Raw genomic sequence first — 15895 nt, forward strand, 5'->3', positions numbered from 1 at the left:
CGGCAGGGTAGTCGCGAATACCGGACGCAGGCTGGCCCTGCCCGGGCGCAGGCAGCATGTCGGCACAGGGTGGGAATGGACTTATCGGATCGTCTGGCCAAGGAACGCAGGGGGCGGCTTGCCGCCGAACGCCTGCTTGAACAAAAAAGTCGCGAACTTTTTGCCGCCAACGAAAAGCTGGCGATTCATGCCCGCTCGCTGTCCGACCAGATCGTCGAACAGCGCCAGGTCGTCCGCTCTGCCCTGACCGAGGCTGAGGTGCTGAAAGGCCAGAACAGCCGCTTTCTCGGTGATCTCGACCGCGCCCACACGGCCGCCGTCATGGCCGAACGCCGGCTGTGGGAATCGGTCAACACCATCCGTGACGGGTTCGCCGTGTTCGATGCTGACCTGAAACTTGTGACCGCCAACCACGCCTTCCTTGCGCAGTTCGACGGCCACCCCGTCGCACCCGGCATCGCCTACACCGAAATCCTGCGCATCGTCGCCACCTCTGGTGCGGTCGATCTGGGCCAGCGCACGGCGGATGATTTCGTCGCCGATATGCTCGCCCGGATCGAGGCTGACCCGATCGAGCCTGTGACGCTGAAACTCAACAACAGCACTTGGGTCAAACTCGTCGACCGCCGCGCCCGCGACGGCGACCTTGTGTGCCTCACGCTCGATATAACCGATCAGATGCGCATCTGGGCCGCGATCGAGGCAATCCCGGATGGTTTCGTGCTTTATGACAGGGAGGAACGGCTTTTGACCTGCAACCAGCGGTACCGCGACATCTATCCCGCCTCCGCACCCGCGATGGAACCCGGCGCAAGGTTCGAAGACATCCTGCGCTTCGGGCTTGTCCAAGGCCAGCATGCCGACGCCGTTGGTCGCGAGGAAGACTGGATCACCGAGCGTCTTCGTCAACACCGCGCCGCATCCGGGATCTCAGAACAACAGCTTTCGGACGGTCGCTGGATCAGGGCGGTCGATCACCCCACCCCGGATGGCGGCCGCGTCGGCCTGCGCATCGACATCACCAACATCAAGGATCACGAAGCCCAGTTGGAGGCCGCCCGCAAGCAGGCCGAGGCCGCGAACCGCGCCAAATCCGCCTTCCTTGCCAACATGAGCCACGAGATTCGCACGCCAATGAACGGTGTCGTCGGCATGGCGGAACTCCTTTGCGACACCTCGCTGTCCGAAGAACAACGCCTTTTTGCAGAAACCATCCGCTCCTCGGGCGAGGCGCTTCTGGTCATCATCAACGACATCCTAGACTATTCCAAGATCGAGGCAGAGCGTCTGACCCTGCGCCCCGAACCCTTTGATCTGGAACGCACGATCCACGAGGTCACCATGCTGTTGCAGCCCCGCGCGCGGGAAAAGGGCCTCGACCTGATGATCGACTTCGACATGTTCCTGCCCACCCGTTTCGTGGGCGACCCGGGCCGCTTGCGCCAAGTGTTGACCAACCTCATCGGCAACGCCGTCAAGTTCACCGAATCCGGCCACGTCCTGACCCGCGTCGTCGGGCTGGAGGCCGAGGATGGCCGCCAGCAACTGCACGTCACCGTCGAAGACAGCGGCATCGGCATCGCGCCGGAATACCTCGACCATGTGTTCGGTGAATTCAATCAGGTCGAAGACGAACGCAACCGCAAATTCGAAGGCACCGGCCTTGGCCTTGCGATCACCCGCCGCCTGATCGAACACATGGGCGGCGCGGTCTGGGTGGACAGCGAGCTTGGCCAAGGATCGTCGTTCGGGTTCCGCGTCACCCTGCCCGTCGCCGAAGACGCAGCAGCGCTGCAAATCCCGGTGTCCGTCAAGCGCGTCCTCGCGGTGGATGACCAGTTCATCAACCGCACCATCCTTGAACGCCAGCTTGCACCCTGCGGCATAGACGTGACGCTCTGCCGCTCCGGTGCCGAGGCTTTGGCGCATCTGGACACTGACGCAGCCTATGACGCCATCCTGACCGACCATGCGATGCCCGAGATGGACGGGCCAGACCTGCTGGAAGCGATCCGCGCGCGTGGACACACCATGCCGGTCCTCCTTCTCACCTCGAACCCGACCGATCTGGGCGAGGCTGCTTCCGACTTCGCCGCGATACTGCAAAAGCCGATCCTACGCTCGGATCTCTACCGCCGCCTGCAAATGCTGATGGCCCCCCCGCCCGAAGCCGCGCCCGCGCTGCCCGACGTGGTTGCCGCCCCCACCGAACTGCGCCAGATGAGGGTGCTGGCCGCCGAAGACAACCGCACCAACCAGCTGGTTTTTCAGAAGATGGTCAAATCCCTCGATATCGACCTCGTCTTTGCCGACAATGGCCGCATCGCGGTGGACCTGTTCCAGTCGTTCCGGCCTGACCTCATCTTCATGGACATCTCGATGCCCGAGATGGACGGGAAAGAGGCTGCCGCCGCGATCCGCCTGCTGGAGGCCGGGAAAAGCCATGTCCCCATCCTCGCCCTAACCGCCCACGCGATGGACGGCGATTCCGAGGCGATCCTTGCCGCGGGCATCGACCGCTACATGACCAAACCCCTGCGCAAGGCTGCAATCGTCGAGGCGCTGGTCGACCATTGCCCCGCCACAGCCCGCCCCTTGGGCGCATTGACCGAGGATGCGGCCTAGGCCGCGTTCTCCTCCACCGCCTCGCGCGCAAAGACCGGCGCCTCCGGGGTCGAGGCTTCGGCCCGGTAGACATACCCGCCGCCGTCAAAGCCGCGCAGATCGGCGGGGTCGGTCAGCCGATGCTCCATCACAAAGCGCGCCATCGCCCCTCGCGCCCGCTTGGCAAAGAACGAGATCACCTTTTCCCCGCCCGCCGGCCCGTCCAGAAAAACAGGAGAGATCACGCGCAGTTTCAAGGCTTTGCGATCCGCCGCCCGGAAATACTCGACCGAGGCGCAGTTCAGCAACACCCCCGTTCCCGCCTCACGCCCCGCCGCGTTCAGCGCTTTGGCGACCTTGTCGCCCCAGAAGGCATAAAGGTCCGCCCCCTTCGCATTCGCCAACCGAGACCCCATCTCCAGCCGGTAAGGCTGGATCGCATCCATCGGCTTCAGCAGCCCGTAAAGCCCGGAAAGTATCCGCAGATGCGTCCCCGCCCGGCTCATCGCATCGCCCGACAGGGTCGCCGCATCCAGCCCCTGATAGGTGTCTCCCGCAAAGCAGTGGATCGCCGGAAACACCGAAGCCTCTGCCGGTTTGCGGCGATAGGCGCGAAACCGGTCGCGGTTCAACCGCGCCAACGGCTCCGACAGGCTCATCAAGGCCTGCAGGTCGGCCACCGACATCTCACGCGCCACCGACACCAGCCGCATCGCTTCGGTCGCGAAATCCGGCTCGGACAGCACCTCGTCGCGCACCACCCGCGGCGTTTCGTTCAGCTTTTTCGCCGGTGAAATCACGCACAACATATCAATCCCCCCGCAACACGGCCAAGAACGCCTCACCGAACCGCTCGGTCTTCTGCCCGCCCATGCCTTGAATCCGGTCAAGCTCGGCCAGCGTCGATGGTCTGCGTTCCGCAATCTGGCGCAAAGTGGCATTCGGGCAAGACAGCTGCTTGCCGATCCCATCCTCGCCCCGCGCCAGCGCCAGTTGCACCTCGGCCAACCGGTCAAACACCTCGCCTTCCGGCGTGCCGACCAACCGCATCCGCGCCGGATGCAGCATCTCAACCGCCCCGTTGATCGCCGCCAGAAACGCCGCGCCATAGCTTTCCAGCTTTTTCGCGCCAACCCCGCTGATCCCCGCCATCTGGTCCAGCGTGGCGGGCTTCTTCTCGGCCATCTCGATCAGCGTCTTGTCGGGAAAGATCACATAGGCCGGCACGTTCGCCGCCTCCGCCAAGGCCCGCCGTTTCGCCTTCAGATGCGACAACAGCGCCGCGTCCTCGTCCGCCACCTGCCCCCGCACCGCCACCCGCTCCACCGCCGAGGTCACCGTATCGCGCCTGAGCGTGATCGACGCCTCGCCCCGCAGGATCGGCCGCGCCGCATCGGTCATCCGCAAGGCACCATGCCGGTCCGGGTCAGGCCGCACCAGATCGCGCCCCATCATCTGGCGAAACACCGCACCCCACGCAGGCTTCGACAACTCGCGCCCGACCGCAAAGGTCGGCAAACTGTCATGCCCGCGTTCCTTCACCTTCGCTGTGGCCGTCCCGGTCAGGATGTCGATCAGATGCCCCGCGCCGAACCACTCGCCCGTGCGCAAAATCGCCGACAGCGCCTTTCGCACCGCATCCGTCGCGTCAAACAAAAGCGCCGGGCGGTCACACAAATCGCAGTTCCCGCAAGGCTCGGCGCTTTCCCCGAAATACCCAAGCAGCACCTGCCGCCGGCACGCCACCGCCTCGGCCAACCCAAGCAGCGCATTCAGCCGCGCGTGGTCCGCCATCTTGCGGTCCGGCGGTGCCGCCCCTTCGTCGATCTGGCTTCGGCGCAGCCGGATATCTTCCGGCCCATACAACGTCAGCGTTTCCGCAGGCGAGCCGTCGCGCCCCGCCCGCCCGATCTCCTGGTAATACCCCTCGATCGACTTCGGCAGATCGGCATGGGCTACCCAGCGGATGTCCGGCTTGTCGATCCCCATGCCAAACGCGACCGTCGCGACCACGATCAGCCCATCCTCGCGCTGAAACCGCACTTCGACGCGCCGCCGGTCCTCGGCGTCCATCCCGCCGTGATAGGCGACAGACCCATGCCCCGCCTCGCGCAACGCCTGCGCCAGCGTTTCGGTCTTGGCCCGCGTGCCGCAATAGACGATCCCAGACTGCCCCTTGCGCGCCTTGGCAAACGCCAGGATCTGCGCCCGTGGCGTGTCCTTCACCGCGAAGGCCAGATGAATGTTCGGCCGGTCGAACCCGCGCAGGAACGTGGCCGGCGCCACCCCGTCGAACAGCCGCGTCACGATCTCGGCGCGCGTCTCCTCATCCGCCGTGGCGGTAAATGCGGCCAACGGCACGCCCAGCGTCCGGCGCAATTCACCGATCCGCAGGTAATCGGGGCGGAAGTCATGGCCCCACTGGCTCACGCAATGCGCCTCATCTACCGCGATCAGGCTGCACCCGATCCGCCGTAGCATCTGAATGGCCGAGGCTGACGCCAACCGCTCCGGCGCCATGTACAAAAGCTTCAGCACGCCCGCATCCAGCTTGGCAAAGACCTCCTCGGTCTCCTCCTCGGTGTTGCCAGAGGTTAGCGCCCCCGCCTCTACCCCCGCTTCGCGCAGCGCCCGCACCTGATCCCGCATCAGCGCGATCAACGGCGAAATCACCACTGTCACCCCGTCACGGCACAGCGCCGGCAGTTGAAAACACAGGGATTTTCCGCCACCCGTGGGCATGATGGCAAGCGTGTTGCGCCCAGCCAGCACAGCCTCAACGATCTCGGCCTGACCGGGGCGAAACTCGGCAAAGCCGAAGACAGATTGCAGAAGGCTCGCCGCGCGCTCCACCCAGCGCTCAGAGGAAGGCGGCGACGTTGTTCTGCAGGACGATCCGTATCGCATAGATCGCGATCAGCACGATCAGCGGCGCCAGATCCAGCCCGCCCATCTGCGGCAGGAACCGCCGCACCCGGCTATAGACCGGCTCCAGCATCGCGCTCAACCCGCCCCAGATCTGCCCGACCAGCGGCTGGCGCGCGTTCAGCACCTGAAAATTGATCAGCCAGCTCATGATGATATGCGCGAGGATGATGAACTGGGCGATGTCCAGCAGCAACATCAATATCTGGTAGAGAGAGGTCATCCGGCACTCCGCGCATGTGGCTGGCCGCAGAGGTAATGCCCGCACCGCGCAGAAGCAATCCCTGCCGCAGCGTTGCGCTTGACCTTCCGCCGCCGCACAGGCACCCCGGCCCCAGAAACGGAGGCTTCCGATGTATCCTTTCCTGCGTATGGCCAAGGAACTTGTCCGCGCCCGCAAACTGCCGCCCCTCGGGCTTCTGGATAGCCATGTCAGCCACCACCGCTGCTGGCCCTGGGACCTCGACCCGTGGATGGAGCTGAACAACGGCCGAACCCTCACGCTTTTCGACCTTGGCCGCCTGCCGCTTGGCCGCCGCACCGGGCTTGACCGCGTGCTGACTGCCAAACGCTGGGGCCTGACGGTCGCGGGCAGTTCGGTGCGCTACCGCCGCCGTGTCACCGCCTTCACCGCGCTCACCATGCACACCCGCTGCATCGGCTGGGACGCACGTTTTCTCTACATGGAGCAAAGCATGTGGAAGGGCGAGGAATGTACCTCGCACGTCCTGATCCGCTCGGCAATCGTGTCGAAAGCCGGCATGGTCCCCCCGGCCGAAATGGCCCGCGCGATGGGCCATTCCGGCGACAGCCCCGCCCTGCCCGCCTGGGTGCAAGCCTGGATCAAGGCCGACGCAGTCCGGCCTTGGCCCCCCGCCCGCTGACCCCGCCGCTTGCATGACCCGGCGTTTGCGGGTTCACTCCCTCAAAACAAGAAGGGGCGAGGCATGGCAACGGCACGGCAGCGGATCTGGGGCTGGTACTTCTTCGATTGGGCCAGCCAGCCTTACAACACGCTTCTTCTGACCTTCATCTTCGGCCCCTACTTCGCCGAAATCGCCCGCGGCTACTACATGGGTGCGGGCCTTGATGAAGAGGCCGCAAAGGCCGCCGCGCAGGCCTACTGGGGCTGGGGTCTTGCGATCGCCTCCTTCGCCATCGCCGTTCTTGCCCCTATCCTTGGTGCCATCGCGGACGGCACCGGACGTCGGCTGGTCTGGGTCTGGACGTTTTCAGCCCTCTACGTCCTCGGCTCCGCATCACTTTGGTATGTTGCACCGGGCGGTGAAGCGGGAATGCTGTTCTGGGCCGTCGCCGCCTTCGGCATCGGCTTCATCGGGATGGAGTTTGCCACCATCTTCACCAACGCCCTGATGCCGACACTCTCCGATCACGACGATCTCGGCGCGATTTCCGGCTCCGGCTTTGCCTTCGGCTACCTCGGCGGCCTTCTAGCCCTGATCCTGATGCTCCTCTTCTTCGCCGAAGGCGGCGACACCGGCCTCACCCTTCTTGGCCGCGAGCCCCTCTTCGGCCTCGATTCCGAAGCCCGCGAAGGCACCCGCGCCGTAGGCCCCTTCACCGCGATCTGGTTCGTGGTGTTCATGATTCCCTTCTTCCTTTGGGTTAAGGAACCCAAGACCGACGCCCGCCCCCTCCATGTCGGCCGCGCGATGGCCAGCCTGCGCGACCTTCTGGCATCGCTCCGCTACCGCCACAGCCTCGCCGCCTACCTCGCCTCCTCGCTTTTCTACCGCGACGCGCTCAACGCGCTTTACGGCTTCGGCGGCGTCTACGCCTCGGGCGTTCTTGGCTGGTCGATCACCAAGATCGGCATCTTCGGCATCGTAGGCGCGGTCACGGCCATGCTCGCCTCCTGGATCGGTGGCCGCGCCGACCGCCGCTTCGGCCCGAAACCCGTCATCGCCTTCTGCATCTGCGTGCTGATCTTCGTCTGTACCATCATTGTCGGAATGGACCGCGACACGATCTGGGGCATCGCGATGGACCCGGCCTCGGGCCTTCCCGACCAGATCTTCTTCGCCTGTGGCGCGCTCATCGGTGCCGCCGGCGGCGCGCTGCAAGCCGCAAGCCGCACCATGATGGTCCGCCACACCACACCAGACCGTGCCACCGAAGCCTTCGGCCTCTTCGCCCTCTCGGGCAAGGTCGCCAGCTTCATGGCCCCCGCCCTCATCGCCTTGGCAACGATGGCAAGCGGATCACAGCGCATCGGCATTTCACCCCTGATCCCGCTGTTCCTGATCGGCCTCGTTCTGCTACTCTGGGTCAAACCGAGAGGGGAGCTTTCAACCTGATGCCGTTCGCCCGCCTGTCGCGCCTTGCCCTCGTCGCCTGCCTCATCTCGCCCCTCCCCGCCCATGCCGAAAAGCTGGCCAACAAGCTTTTCGGCGCGGTCGACACACCCTCGCGGCAGGACTCGATGCCGATCGGCTCCTACGCCAAGGGCTGCGCCGCGGGCCTGGTCGAGCTTCCCGAAACCGGCCCAAGCTGGCAGGCGATGCGTCTGTCGCGCGGCCGCAACTTCGGCCAGCCGGTGATGATCGACTACCTGATAGGCCTGTCGCGCGCCGCGCAGAAGATCGGCTGGGGCGGGCTTTACATCGGTGACATCAGCCAGCCGCGCGGCGGTCCGATGACCTCGGGCCACGCCAGCCACCAGATCGGCCTCGATGCCGACATCTGGATGCTGCCTCCCCGGCGCCTGAACCTCACCCGCGCCGAACGCGAGGAGATTTCCTCGATCCCCGTCCGCTCCGCCGACCAGCGCTCCGTCACCGACAACTGGACACCCAGCCACCGTCGCCTTCTTCAAACCGCCGCCTCCGACCCACGCGTCGACCGCATCTTCGTCGCCGCCGCCGTCAAGATCGAGATGTGCAAGACCGCCACCCCCGCCGATACCAAATGGCTTCAGAAAATCCGCCCAGTGGTCGGCCACGACACCCACTTCCACGTCCGCCTGAAATGCCCCAAGGGCGCGCGCCTGTGCGAAACCCAGACCCCGACGGTCGCCGAGCTGTCGAAGAACGGCAACGGCTGCGACGAGACCCTCACTTGGTGGGTGACAGATTTCCTGAACCCGCCGAAGGGCACCAAAAAGAAGAAATCCGCCGAAGACGACGCCCCGCGCAAGCGCGGCCCGCGCGAATTCACCATGGCTGACCTGCCCAAACAATGCGGCCGCGTCCTGAAATCCAACTGATCCGCACGCCTGCCAATCCCCACGCCTACGGTTGACATGGCGGCTCTGCGGGTCTAGGCGACCCATCGTCCCCGATCCCCGGGGGCCAAGTTTCCGCTACCTTGCCAAAACGGACATATCATGCGCTCCCTGATCCCCGGCATCCTTGCCATGGCGGCCATCGTCGTCGCCTCGAACATCCTCGTGCAGCACCCGCTTGGCGCCTACCTGACCTGGGGCGCGCTGACCTATCCCTTTGCCTTCCTCGTGACCGACCTCACGAACCGCCTGCAAGGCTCGGCTGCCGCACGCCGCGTCGTGCTGGCGGGCTTTGCCACCGGCATCGTCTGCTCGTTCATCGGCACCCAGATCGTCGGCGAATTCGGCCCCCTCGTGACCCTGCGCATCGCCATCGGTTCCGGCCTCGCCTTCCTCGCCGCACAGCTTCTGGACATCGCCGTGTTCAACCGCCTGCGCGCCGGATCGTGGTGGAAAGCGCCCCTCGTCGCTCCGATCATCTCGTCGTCCTTCGACACAGCGATCTTCTTCACCATCGCGTTTTCTGCGACGCTCACCTTCATCGAGCCGTCCAACGACGTCTCCTGGGCAGGGGCCGCAACCCCGCTCCTCGGCCTCGGTCCGATAGCGCCATTCTGGGTCTCGCTGGCCGCCGCCGATTGGCTGGTGAAACTGCTGATCGCTTTTGTAGCACTTCTGCCGTTCCGCCTCATTGTTGGGCGGCTCCTCGTAAAGGTAGCGTGAATAGACTTGACGAACACAAAATCTGTGTCACCTTTTCCTCATCGGCAACCATTTGAAAGGAGGTGATCCAGTGTCTAGAGTGATATTGGAGAGACGTGTCGGGACAGTCGGGAGGGGTGTTTTCTGAGGGCAGCCCTTCAGATAAACAGACCACCGATTGGAATTGATGCCTAACTGGCTCATCTCCTTGGATCTCGGAAAGGGTTGCCGCACTCCGGCAACCCTTTCTCTTTTCTGCCGGCCCGGCTAGCGTCGCGCTCATGCTGCATGTCACCGAAACCCTCGCCCTCGCCGACTGGGAGCTTTCCGAAAGCTTCATGCGCGCCTCCGGTCCGGGCGGGCAGAACGTCAACAAGGTCTCCACCGCCGTTGAACTGCGGTTCGAGGCGGAGCGTTCGCCGCATCTCTCCCCGTCGGTGAAAGCGCGGCTGAAAAAACTCGCCGGCAGGCGGTGGACGCTGGACGGCGCCATCGTCCTGCAAGTCGAAGACACCCGCAGTCAGGCCCGCAACCGCGAGATCGCCCGCGAACGTCTGGTCGAGATGATCCGCGCCGCCCTCGTCCCGCCAAAGCGCCGCATCGCCACCAAGCCCACTCTCGGCAGCCAGCGCCGCCGCATCGCCGCCAAGACCCAGCGCGGCGAGGTGAAATCCCTGCGCGGCAAGATCGGCGACGAAGAATGACCAACGCTCTCGCCGTCGAAGCCGCTGCCCACTGGAACGGCACCCTCACCCGCCTTCTGCGAAATCGCGAGAACGTCGTCTACGAAATGGCCCTGCCACAAGGCCGTGCCGCGCTCCGCCTGCACCGCATGGGCTACCAAAGCCCCGCCGCCATCACTTCCGAGCTTTGGTGGTGCGACGCCCTCGCCCGCGCTGGCGTCCCGGTCCCCGCCGCGATCCCCTCCCGCAACGGCGCGGTCACCGTCACCCTTTCCACCGGCCGCCTTGCCTCCGCCATCGCCTGGATCGAAGGCGAGGCTCTGGGCGAGGCCGGCGTCCCCTTCGCCCGCCCCCTGCCCGAAACCCTCGCCCTCCACGAAACCCTCGGCGCGCTCCTCGCCCGCCTCCACCGCACCACCGACGCGCTCACCCTGCCGCAGGGCTTCACCCGCCCGCGCTGGGATGCCGATGGCCTCGTCGGGGAAACCCCGTTCTGGGGCCGCTTCTGGGACCACCCCGCCGCCACCCCATCCCAAGCCGCCACCCTCGCCCGCGCCCGCGCCTTCCTGCGCGAAACATTCAGCCAGCCGCTCGACATCGGCCTCATCCACGCCGATGTCCTGCGCGAGAATGTCCTTGTGAACGACCGTTCGGTTTCCCTGATCGACTTCGACGATTCAGGCCACGGCTTCCGGCTTTACGACCTCGGCACCGTGCTCAGCCAGAACCTCTACGAACCCGCTTACCCGGACATCCGCGATGCGCTGATGGAGGGCTACGGCACGACTGACACCGCGCTGGTCGAGGCCTTCACCCTCGCCCGCACCTGCGCCTCGGTCGGCTGGACGATGCCGCGCCTTGCACCAGACGACCGGGTCCACCGCTCCCACATCGCCCGCGCCGTGATGTGCGCCGAGCGGGTGCTTTAAACCACCACCGGCTCGGCCACCTGCGCGCCCACGCCGAACACCCTCTTGTAGCGCTCGATCTCATCCGCCGGGCCCATCGCCTTGGCCGGATTGTCCGACAGCTTCACCGTCGGCCGCCCGTTCGCACTCAGCGCCTTGCACACAAGGCTGAACGGCGCCAGCCGATCCTCCGCCACCAGCCCCCTGAAATCGTTGGTCAGCATCGTCCCCCAGCCAAACGACACCTTCACCCGGCCACGGAACTTTGCGTGCAACTCCTCGATCTTCGCCACATCCAGCCCGTCCGAAAAGATCACCAGCTTCTGCGTCGGGTCCTCGCCCCGCTCCTGCCACCAGCGGATCGCGGTTTCCGCCCCTACCACCGGGTCGCCGCTGTCGATCCGGATGCCCGTCCATCCCGCCAGCCAATCCGGCGCGCCCTTCAGGAACCCCTCGGTGCCATAGGTATCGGGCAGGATGATCCGCAGGTTGCCGTCATGCTCCTCCTGCCAATCCTCCAGCACCTGATACGGAGCCTGCCGCAACTCCTCGTCGCTGTCGGCCAAGGCACTGTAAACCATCGGCAACTCGTGCGCGTTGGTGCCGATCGCCTCGATGTCCCGCATCATAGCGATCCGGCAGTTCGAGGTGCCGATGAACTTCGTCCCCAGCCCCTCCTGCATCGCCTGCACCGCCCAATCCTGCCACAGGTAGGAATGCCGCCGCCGCGTGCCGAAATCCGCGATCTTAAGGCCCTCGATCGCCCGCAGACGCTCGATCTTTTCCCACAGCCGGGTCATCGCGCGGGCATATAGCACCTGCAACTCGAACCGCCCCATCTCGTTCAACACCGCCCGGCCGCGCAACTCCATCAGCACCGCCAGCGCCGGTATCTCCCACAGCATCACCTCGGGCCAGCGTCCCTCGAAGGTCAGTTCGAACTGCCCGTCGCGCTTTTCAAGTTGATAGGGCGGCAGCCGCATCCCCTCGAACCATTCCATGAAATCGGGGCGGAACATCTGCCGCTTGCCGTAGAACGTATTCCCTCGCAGCCAAGTGCTTTCGCCCCGCGTCAGACTCAACGACCGCACATGGTCAAGCTGCTCGCGCAATTCACCTTCGTCGATCAGGTCGGCCAGCCGCACCTTTGTGCTGCGGTTGATCAGGCTGAACACCACCGTCGTATCCGGCTTGTTGCGGAAAATAGACTGGCACATCAAAAGCTTGTAAAAGTCTGTGTCGATCAAGGACCGCACGATAGGGTCGATCTTCCACTTGTGGTTCCAGACGCGGGTGGCAATATCGACCATTACGGGCACTCCCTTTGGCTTCTGTCTAAGCCATGCGGTACGAAAAGGTCAAAGCGGTTCAACCCTGCCAGACAACCCCCGCCGCCGCCATCTGGTCGCGCGCCGCCGCCAGCGACCCGTTCAGGTCTATCGCCCGCGCCAGATCGCCCCGCACCGTCACCCCGAACCCCAGCCGCGCCGCATCCAGCGCCGAATAGGCCACGCAGAAATCGGTGGCGAGGCCGACCAACGTCACATGCCCCACCCCGCGCGCCCGAAGATATCCTTCAAGGCCGGTCGGCGTGACCTTGTCATTCTCGAAGAACGCCGAATAGCTGTCGATCTCGGGGCGAAAGCCCTTGCGGATCACCATCTGCGCGGCGCTGGTCCGCAACGCACCATGAAAGTCCGCGCCGTGGGTGCCTTGCACGCAGTGCGCGGGCCACAACACTTGTGGTCCGTAGGGCATGTCCGTCAGTGAATAGGGCGCAGCGCCCGGATGGTTGTCTGCGAAGGACAGGTGTGTGCCGGGGTGCCAGTCCTGCGTCAGGACCACCACCGGAAAGTCTGTCATCAACGCGTTGATCCCCCCCACGATTTCGCCTCCCCCCGCCACCGCAAGCGCACCACCGGGGCAAAAGTCGTTCTGCACGTCGATCACGATCAGGGCGTCTGTTGCGGGGCGCATGGCGGTCCTTTCAAATAGGCTTGAAGAAATGCGTAGGGGCGGCCCTCCCCTTGGTCAATAGTCTCGACACAGGGGCGCGCCCTCCCTCAGGCGGGCTCGGCCCGGCGGGCTTCGCCCTTGAATCCGCGCCAACAGCATCTTGCCGATCCCGCGCGAAAAGCCTAACCCAACGTCCCATGCTGACCGTCGCCGCCCTTTACCACTTCACCCGCTTCCCCGACCCGGCCGCCCTCCGCGCGCCGCTTCTGGCGCTTGCCACAGCGCAAGGCGTCAAAGGCTCGCTCCTTCTCGCGCCTGAAGGCATCAACGGCACCATCGCTGGCGCGCGCGACGGCATCGACGCCATGCTCACCCACATCCGCGCCCTGCCCGGCTGCGCCGCACTCGACCACAAGGAAAGCTACGCCGAAACCATGCCATTCGGCCGCATGAAGGTGCGCCTGAAGCGCGAGATCGTCACGATGGGCCAGCCTGACGTCGACCCCACCGCCCGCACCGGCCACTACGTCACGCCGGAAAACTGGAACGCCCTGATCAGCGACGCCGATACCGTGGTGATCGACACCCGCAACGATTACGAGGTTGGTATCGGCACCTTCCAAGGCGCGGTCGATCCCGGCACCCGCTCGTTCAGTGAATTCCCCGGCTGGTGGCAGGAAAACAAGGATCGCTTCACCGGCAAGCGCATCGCGATGTTCTGCACCGGCGGCATCCGCTGCGAGAAATCCACCAACTACCTCCTCGGCCAAGGCCTGAACGAGGTTTATCACCTCAAAGGCGGCATCCTGAAATACCTCGAAGAGGTGCCCGCCGAGGCGAGCCTTTGGCAGGGCGAATGCTTCGTCTTCGATGACCGCGTTTCCGTCGGGCACGGCCTCGTCCCCGGAGCGAACTCCAGTTGCGGCGCCTGCCGCCGCCCCGTCACGCCCGAAGACCGCACCCATCCGGCGTTCGAGGAAGGCGTGTCCTGTCCCGCCTGCGAACACGAATACACCCCCGCCGACCGCGCCCGTTTCCGCGAACGCCAGCACCAGATGATCCTCGCCGCCCAGCGCGGCGCCCGCCATCTGGGCGCCGACTAGGCCGGTGGGAAATCGCTAAGAAATCCTTACTTCTCCACGTAACCAATTGATTTCATTTGGTCTGAAAAATGTCCCACCGTGGGACACGCCCCTTACGCCGCCGATTTCTCCGACAGCATTTCCCGGACCATAGGGATCACCCGCTCCCCATAAAGCCGGATCCCCTCCATCAGCTGGTCATGCGGCTGCGGCCCGGTCGAATATTTCATATCGAACCGCTGCAACCCCAAGGCCTTCACGGTCGCCGCGATTTTCCGCGCCACCGTCTCCGGGCTGCCCACATAAAGCGACCCGTTCCTGACCTCGTCCAGATAGCGTTCCTTCGTGACCGGCGGCCACCCCCGCTCCCGCCCGATCCGGCCGAACATCGCCTGATAATGCGGCCACAACTGCTCCTGCGCCGCCTCATCCGTCGCCGCCACGAAGCCGGGCGAATGCACCCCCACCGGCCGCGCCTCCCGGTCCAGCTGCTTCACCGCCCGATGATACAGGTCCACATACGGCACGAACCGCCGCGGATCGCCCCCGATGATCGCCAGCATCAACTGCAAATCCTGCCGCACGACCCGCACCACAGATTCCGGGCTGCCGCCCACACCCACCCAGACCTGCATCCCCTCAGGCCCAAGCGGTGGATAGACGACCTGATCGGTCAATCCCGTCCGCGTCTGCCCCGACCACGTCACCCGCTCCTCCCGCACCAGCTTGGCGAAAAGATCCAGCTTCTCTTCGAACAGGATATCGTAATCGGCCATGTCATAGCCGAACAGCGGGTAGCTTTCGCTGAAGCTGCCGCGGCCGAGGATCACCTCGGCCCGCCCGCCCGACACCGCGTTCAGGGTGGAGAACCGCTGGAACACCCGCACCGGATCGTCAGACGAAAGCACCGTCACTGCCGAGCCAAGCTTGATCCGCTTCGTCCGCCCCGCGATGGCGGCTAGCACGACTTCGGGGGACGAGATCGCGAAGTCGGAGCGGTGATGCTCGCCCAGACCGATGAAGTCGATGCCGACCGCGTCTGCCAGCGTGGCCTCTTCGACCACGTCGCGCAGCACTTCGTCCTGCCGCTTTGACTTGCCGTCCGGCCCGAGTGTCACGTCGCCGAATGTGTCGAGCCCGAGAGAAACCTGATGATCCATGACCGCCTCCTGTTGGACTGCAACATAGGCGCCGGGGGGCGTCTGGCAAAGCTGCATCGGCGCACGGAGGCCGCGCAGGGGCGCACTCTCGACAGTGGGGGATTGGGTGTGGATGATGGGGAAAAGAAGGAGACGGACATGACCTCGCCGGAACAGCTTGCCCTGATGATGGGTCTCGACATCCCGGACTTTGACCGGATGGGATACTATGGCGCCGACTATGGGACGATGAAGCCGTTCCACCGGGTCGGGAGCCTGCTGTTCCTTTCGGGGCACGTCGCGCAGATCGGGGCGGAGATCACCCACAAGGGGCGGTTGGGCAAGGATGTGACGACCGAGGAGGGCTATCTGGCGGCGCGGCAGACGGGGATCAATGTGCTGGGGGGCATCAAGCAGGCGGTGGGGTCCTTGGACCGGGTGAAGAGCATTGTTCGCACCCTGAATTTCGTGGTCTGCACGCCTGATTATGAGGAGGTCCACAAGGTGTCGTCGGGGCTTTCGGACCTGTTCGTGGAGGTTTTCGGCCGCGAGCGGGGGCTTGGGGGGCGGGCCACGATCGGGGTGATGGCGCTGGCGAACGGGGTGTGTTTCGAGACCTGGGCCACGGTGGAGATCGAGGGGGATTGAGGGT

Annotated in this window: 15 protein-coding genes; 9 read left to right on the forward strand and 6 right to left on the reverse strand. The window is 65.1% G+C overall.

Going from position 1 to position 15895, the window contains the following annotated elements:
- Positions 1-75: 75 nt before the first annotated feature.
- Positions 76-2625, forward strand: coding sequence for a response regulator (locus ACROUL_RS19210; RefSeq protein WP_431301032.1), 2550 nt, complete (start codon positions 76-78; stop codon positions 2623-2625).
- Here the strand turns inward: ACROUL_RS19210 and yaaA are convergent.
- Genes yaaA through ACROUL_RS19225 form a run of 3 tightly spaced genes read right to left on the reverse strand, consistent with a single transcriptional unit; the run spans position 2622 to position 5752 of the window.
- Positions 2622-3413, reverse strand: a complete 792-nt coding sequence (gene yaaA, locus ACROUL_RS19215; protein ID WP_431301033.1) for a peroxide stress protein YaaA — start codon at positions 3411-3413, stop codon at positions 2622-2624. The two genes, ACROUL_RS19210 and yaaA, sit on opposite strands and share 4 nt — an antisense overlap.
- A 1-nt stretch (position 3414) precedes the next feature.
- Complete coding sequence (recQ, locus tag ACROUL_RS19220; protein ID WP_431301034.1) at positions 3415-5457, reverse strand: DNA helicase RecQ; 2043 nt, start codon at positions 5455-5457, stop codon at positions 3415-3417.
- Between the two features lie 7 nt (positions 5458-5464).
- Entirely contained in the window at positions 5465-5752 is a 288-nt protein-coding gene (locus tag ACROUL_RS19225; protein ID WP_431301035.1) for a YggT family protein, read from the reverse strand.
- 130 nt (positions 5753-5882) lie between these two features.
- Between ACROUL_RS19225 and ACROUL_RS19230 the strand changes: the two genes are divergently transcribed.
- The 6 genes from ACROUL_RS19230 to ACROUL_RS19255 all read left to right on the forward strand — a co-directional run bounded on the left by ACROUL_RS19230 (position 5883) and on the right by ACROUL_RS19255 (position 11087).
- Positions 5883-6413, forward strand: a complete 531-nt coding sequence (locus tag ACROUL_RS19230) for an acyl-CoA thioesterase (RefSeq protein ID WP_431301036.1) — start codon at positions 5883-5885, stop codon at positions 6411-6413.
- Positions 6414-6476: 63 nt separating this feature from the next.
- Entirely contained in the window at positions 6477-7847 is a 1371-nt protein-coding gene (locus ACROUL_RS19235) for an MFS transporter (protein WP_431301037.1), read from the forward strand.
- Positions 7847-8755 (forward strand): penicillin-insensitive murein endopeptidase, encoded by a 909-nt coding sequence (gene mepA / locus ACROUL_RS19240; RefSeq protein WP_431301038.1) that lies wholly within the window; start codon positions 7847-7849, stop codon positions 8753-8755. Before ACROUL_RS19235 ends, mepA begins: the two co-directional genes overlap by 1 nt.
- 117 nt (positions 8756-8872) lie before the next feature.
- The gene (locus tag ACROUL_RS19245; protein WP_431301345.1) at positions 8873-9496 is read left to right on the forward strand and encodes a queuosine precursor transporter; all 624 of its coding nucleotides are present in this window, start codon (positions 8873-8875) and stop codon (positions 9494-9496) included.
- 260 nt (positions 9497-9756) lie between these two features.
- Positions 9757-10179, forward strand: a complete 423-nt coding sequence (gene arfB, locus ACROUL_RS19250; RefSeq protein WP_431301039.1) for an alternative ribosome rescue aminoacyl-tRNA hydrolase ArfB — start codon at positions 9757-9759, stop codon at positions 10177-10179.
- Positions 10176-11087, forward strand: coding sequence for a phosphotransferase enzyme family protein (locus ACROUL_RS19255; RefSeq protein ID WP_431301040.1), 912 nt, complete (start codon positions 10176-10178; stop codon positions 11085-11087). The genes arfB and ACROUL_RS19255 overlap by 4 nt, the downstream gene beginning before the upstream one ends.
- On the opposite strand, the gene pncB is transcribed toward ACROUL_RS19255, so the two are convergent.
- Together pncB and pncA are read right to left on the reverse strand one after the other, a co-directional pair.
- Complete coding sequence (gene pncB / locus ACROUL_RS19260) at positions 11084-12376, reverse strand: nicotinate phosphoribosyltransferase (RefSeq protein ID WP_431301041.1); 1293 nt, start codon at positions 12374-12376, stop codon at positions 11084-11086. The two genes, ACROUL_RS19255 and pncB, sit on opposite strands and share 4 nt — an antisense overlap.
- Before the next feature lie 58 nt (positions 12377-12434).
- On the reverse strand, positions 12435-13043 hold the full coding sequence (gene pncA, locus ACROUL_RS19265; RefSeq protein WP_431301042.1) for a bifunctional nicotinamidase/pyrazinamidase: 609 nt from the start codon (positions 13041-13043) through the stop codon (positions 12435-12437).
- Positions 13044-13219: 176 nt separating this feature from the next.
- On the opposite strand from pncA, the gene ACROUL_RS19270 reads away from it, so the two are divergent.
- A complete protein-coding gene (locus ACROUL_RS19270; protein WP_431301043.1) occupies positions 13220-14125 on the forward strand; it encodes a rhodanese-related sulfurtransferase in 906 nt (301 codons plus the stop codon).
- 92 nt (positions 14126-14217) lie between these two features.
- Here the strand turns inward: ACROUL_RS19270 and ACROUL_RS19275 are convergent, their stop codons facing one another.
- Complete coding sequence (locus tag ACROUL_RS19275; RefSeq protein ID WP_431301044.1) at positions 14218-15264, reverse strand: LLM class flavin-dependent oxidoreductase; 1047 nt, start codon at positions 15262-15264, stop codon at positions 14218-14220.
- Here ACROUL_RS19275 and ACROUL_RS19280 point away from each other — a divergent pair.
- Positions 15256-15891, forward strand: coding sequence for a RidA family protein (locus ACROUL_RS19280; RefSeq protein ID WP_431301045.1), 636 nt, complete (start codon positions 15256-15258; stop codon positions 15889-15891). The genes ACROUL_RS19275 and ACROUL_RS19280 overlap by 9 nt on opposite strands.
- Positions 15892-15895 lie beyond the last annotated feature (4 nt).

This window comes from Tabrizicola sp. BL-A-41-H6 (assembly GCF_050632395.1).
Classification (GTDB): domain Bacteria; phylum Pseudomonadota; class Alphaproteobacteria; order Rhodobacterales; family Rhodobacteraceae; genus JAUYQR01.

What these genes read in the sequence shown, in the direction of transcription:
- ACROUL_RS19255 (WP_431301040.1), top strand. Translation starts at nt 10,176, where the DNA reads ATGACCAACGCTCTCGCCGTCGAAGCCGCTGCCCACTGGAACGGCACC.
- ACROUL_RS19225 (WP_431301035.1), bottom strand. Translation starts at nt 5,752, where the DNA reads ATGACCTCTCTCTACCAGATATTGATGTTGCTGCTGGACATCGCCCAG.
- yaaA (WP_431301033.1), bottom strand. Translation starts at nt 3,413, where the DNA reads ATGTTGTGCGTGATTTCACCGGCGAAAAAGCTGAACGAAACGCCGCGG.
- mepA (WP_431301038.1), top strand. Translation starts at nt 7,847, where the DNA reads ATGCCGTTCGCCCGCCTGTCGCGCCTTGCCCTCGTCGCCTGCCTCATC.
- pncA (WP_431301042.1), bottom strand. Translation starts at nt 13,043, where the DNA reads ATGCGCCCCGCAACAGACGCCCTGATCGTGATCGACGTGCAGAACGAC.
- arfB (WP_431301039.1), top strand. Translation starts at nt 9,757, where the DNA reads ATGCTGCATGTCACCGAAACCCTCGCCCTCGCCGACTGGGAGCTTTCC.
- ACROUL_RS19235 (WP_431301037.1), top strand. Translation starts at nt 6,477, where the DNA reads ATGGCAACGGCACGGCAGCGGATCTGGGGCTGGTACTTCTTCGATTGG.
- pncB (WP_431301041.1), bottom strand. Translation starts at nt 12,376, where the DNA reads ATGGTCGATATTGCCACCCGCGTCTGGAACCACAAGTGGAAGATCGAC.
- ACROUL_RS19230 (WP_431301036.1), top strand. Translation starts at nt 5,883, where the DNA reads ATGTATCCTTTCCTGCGTATGGCCAAGGAACTTGTCCGCGCCCGCAAA.
- ACROUL_RS19210 (WP_431301032.1), top strand. Translation starts at nt 76, where the DNA reads ATGGACTTATCGGATCGTCTGGCCAAGGAACGCAGGGGGCGGCTTGCC.
- ACROUL_RS19270 (WP_431301043.1), top strand. Translation starts at nt 13,220, where the DNA reads ATGCTGACCGTCGCCGCCCTTTACCACTTCACCCGCTTCCCCGACCCG.
- ACROUL_RS19280 (WP_431301045.1), top strand. Translation starts at nt 15,256, where the DNA reads ATGATCCATGACCGCCTCCTGTTGGACTGCAACATAGGCGCCGGGGGG.
- ACROUL_RS19275 (WP_431301044.1), bottom strand. Translation starts at nt 15,264, where the DNA reads ATGGATCATCAGGTTTCTCTCGGGCTCGACACATTCGGCGACGTGACA.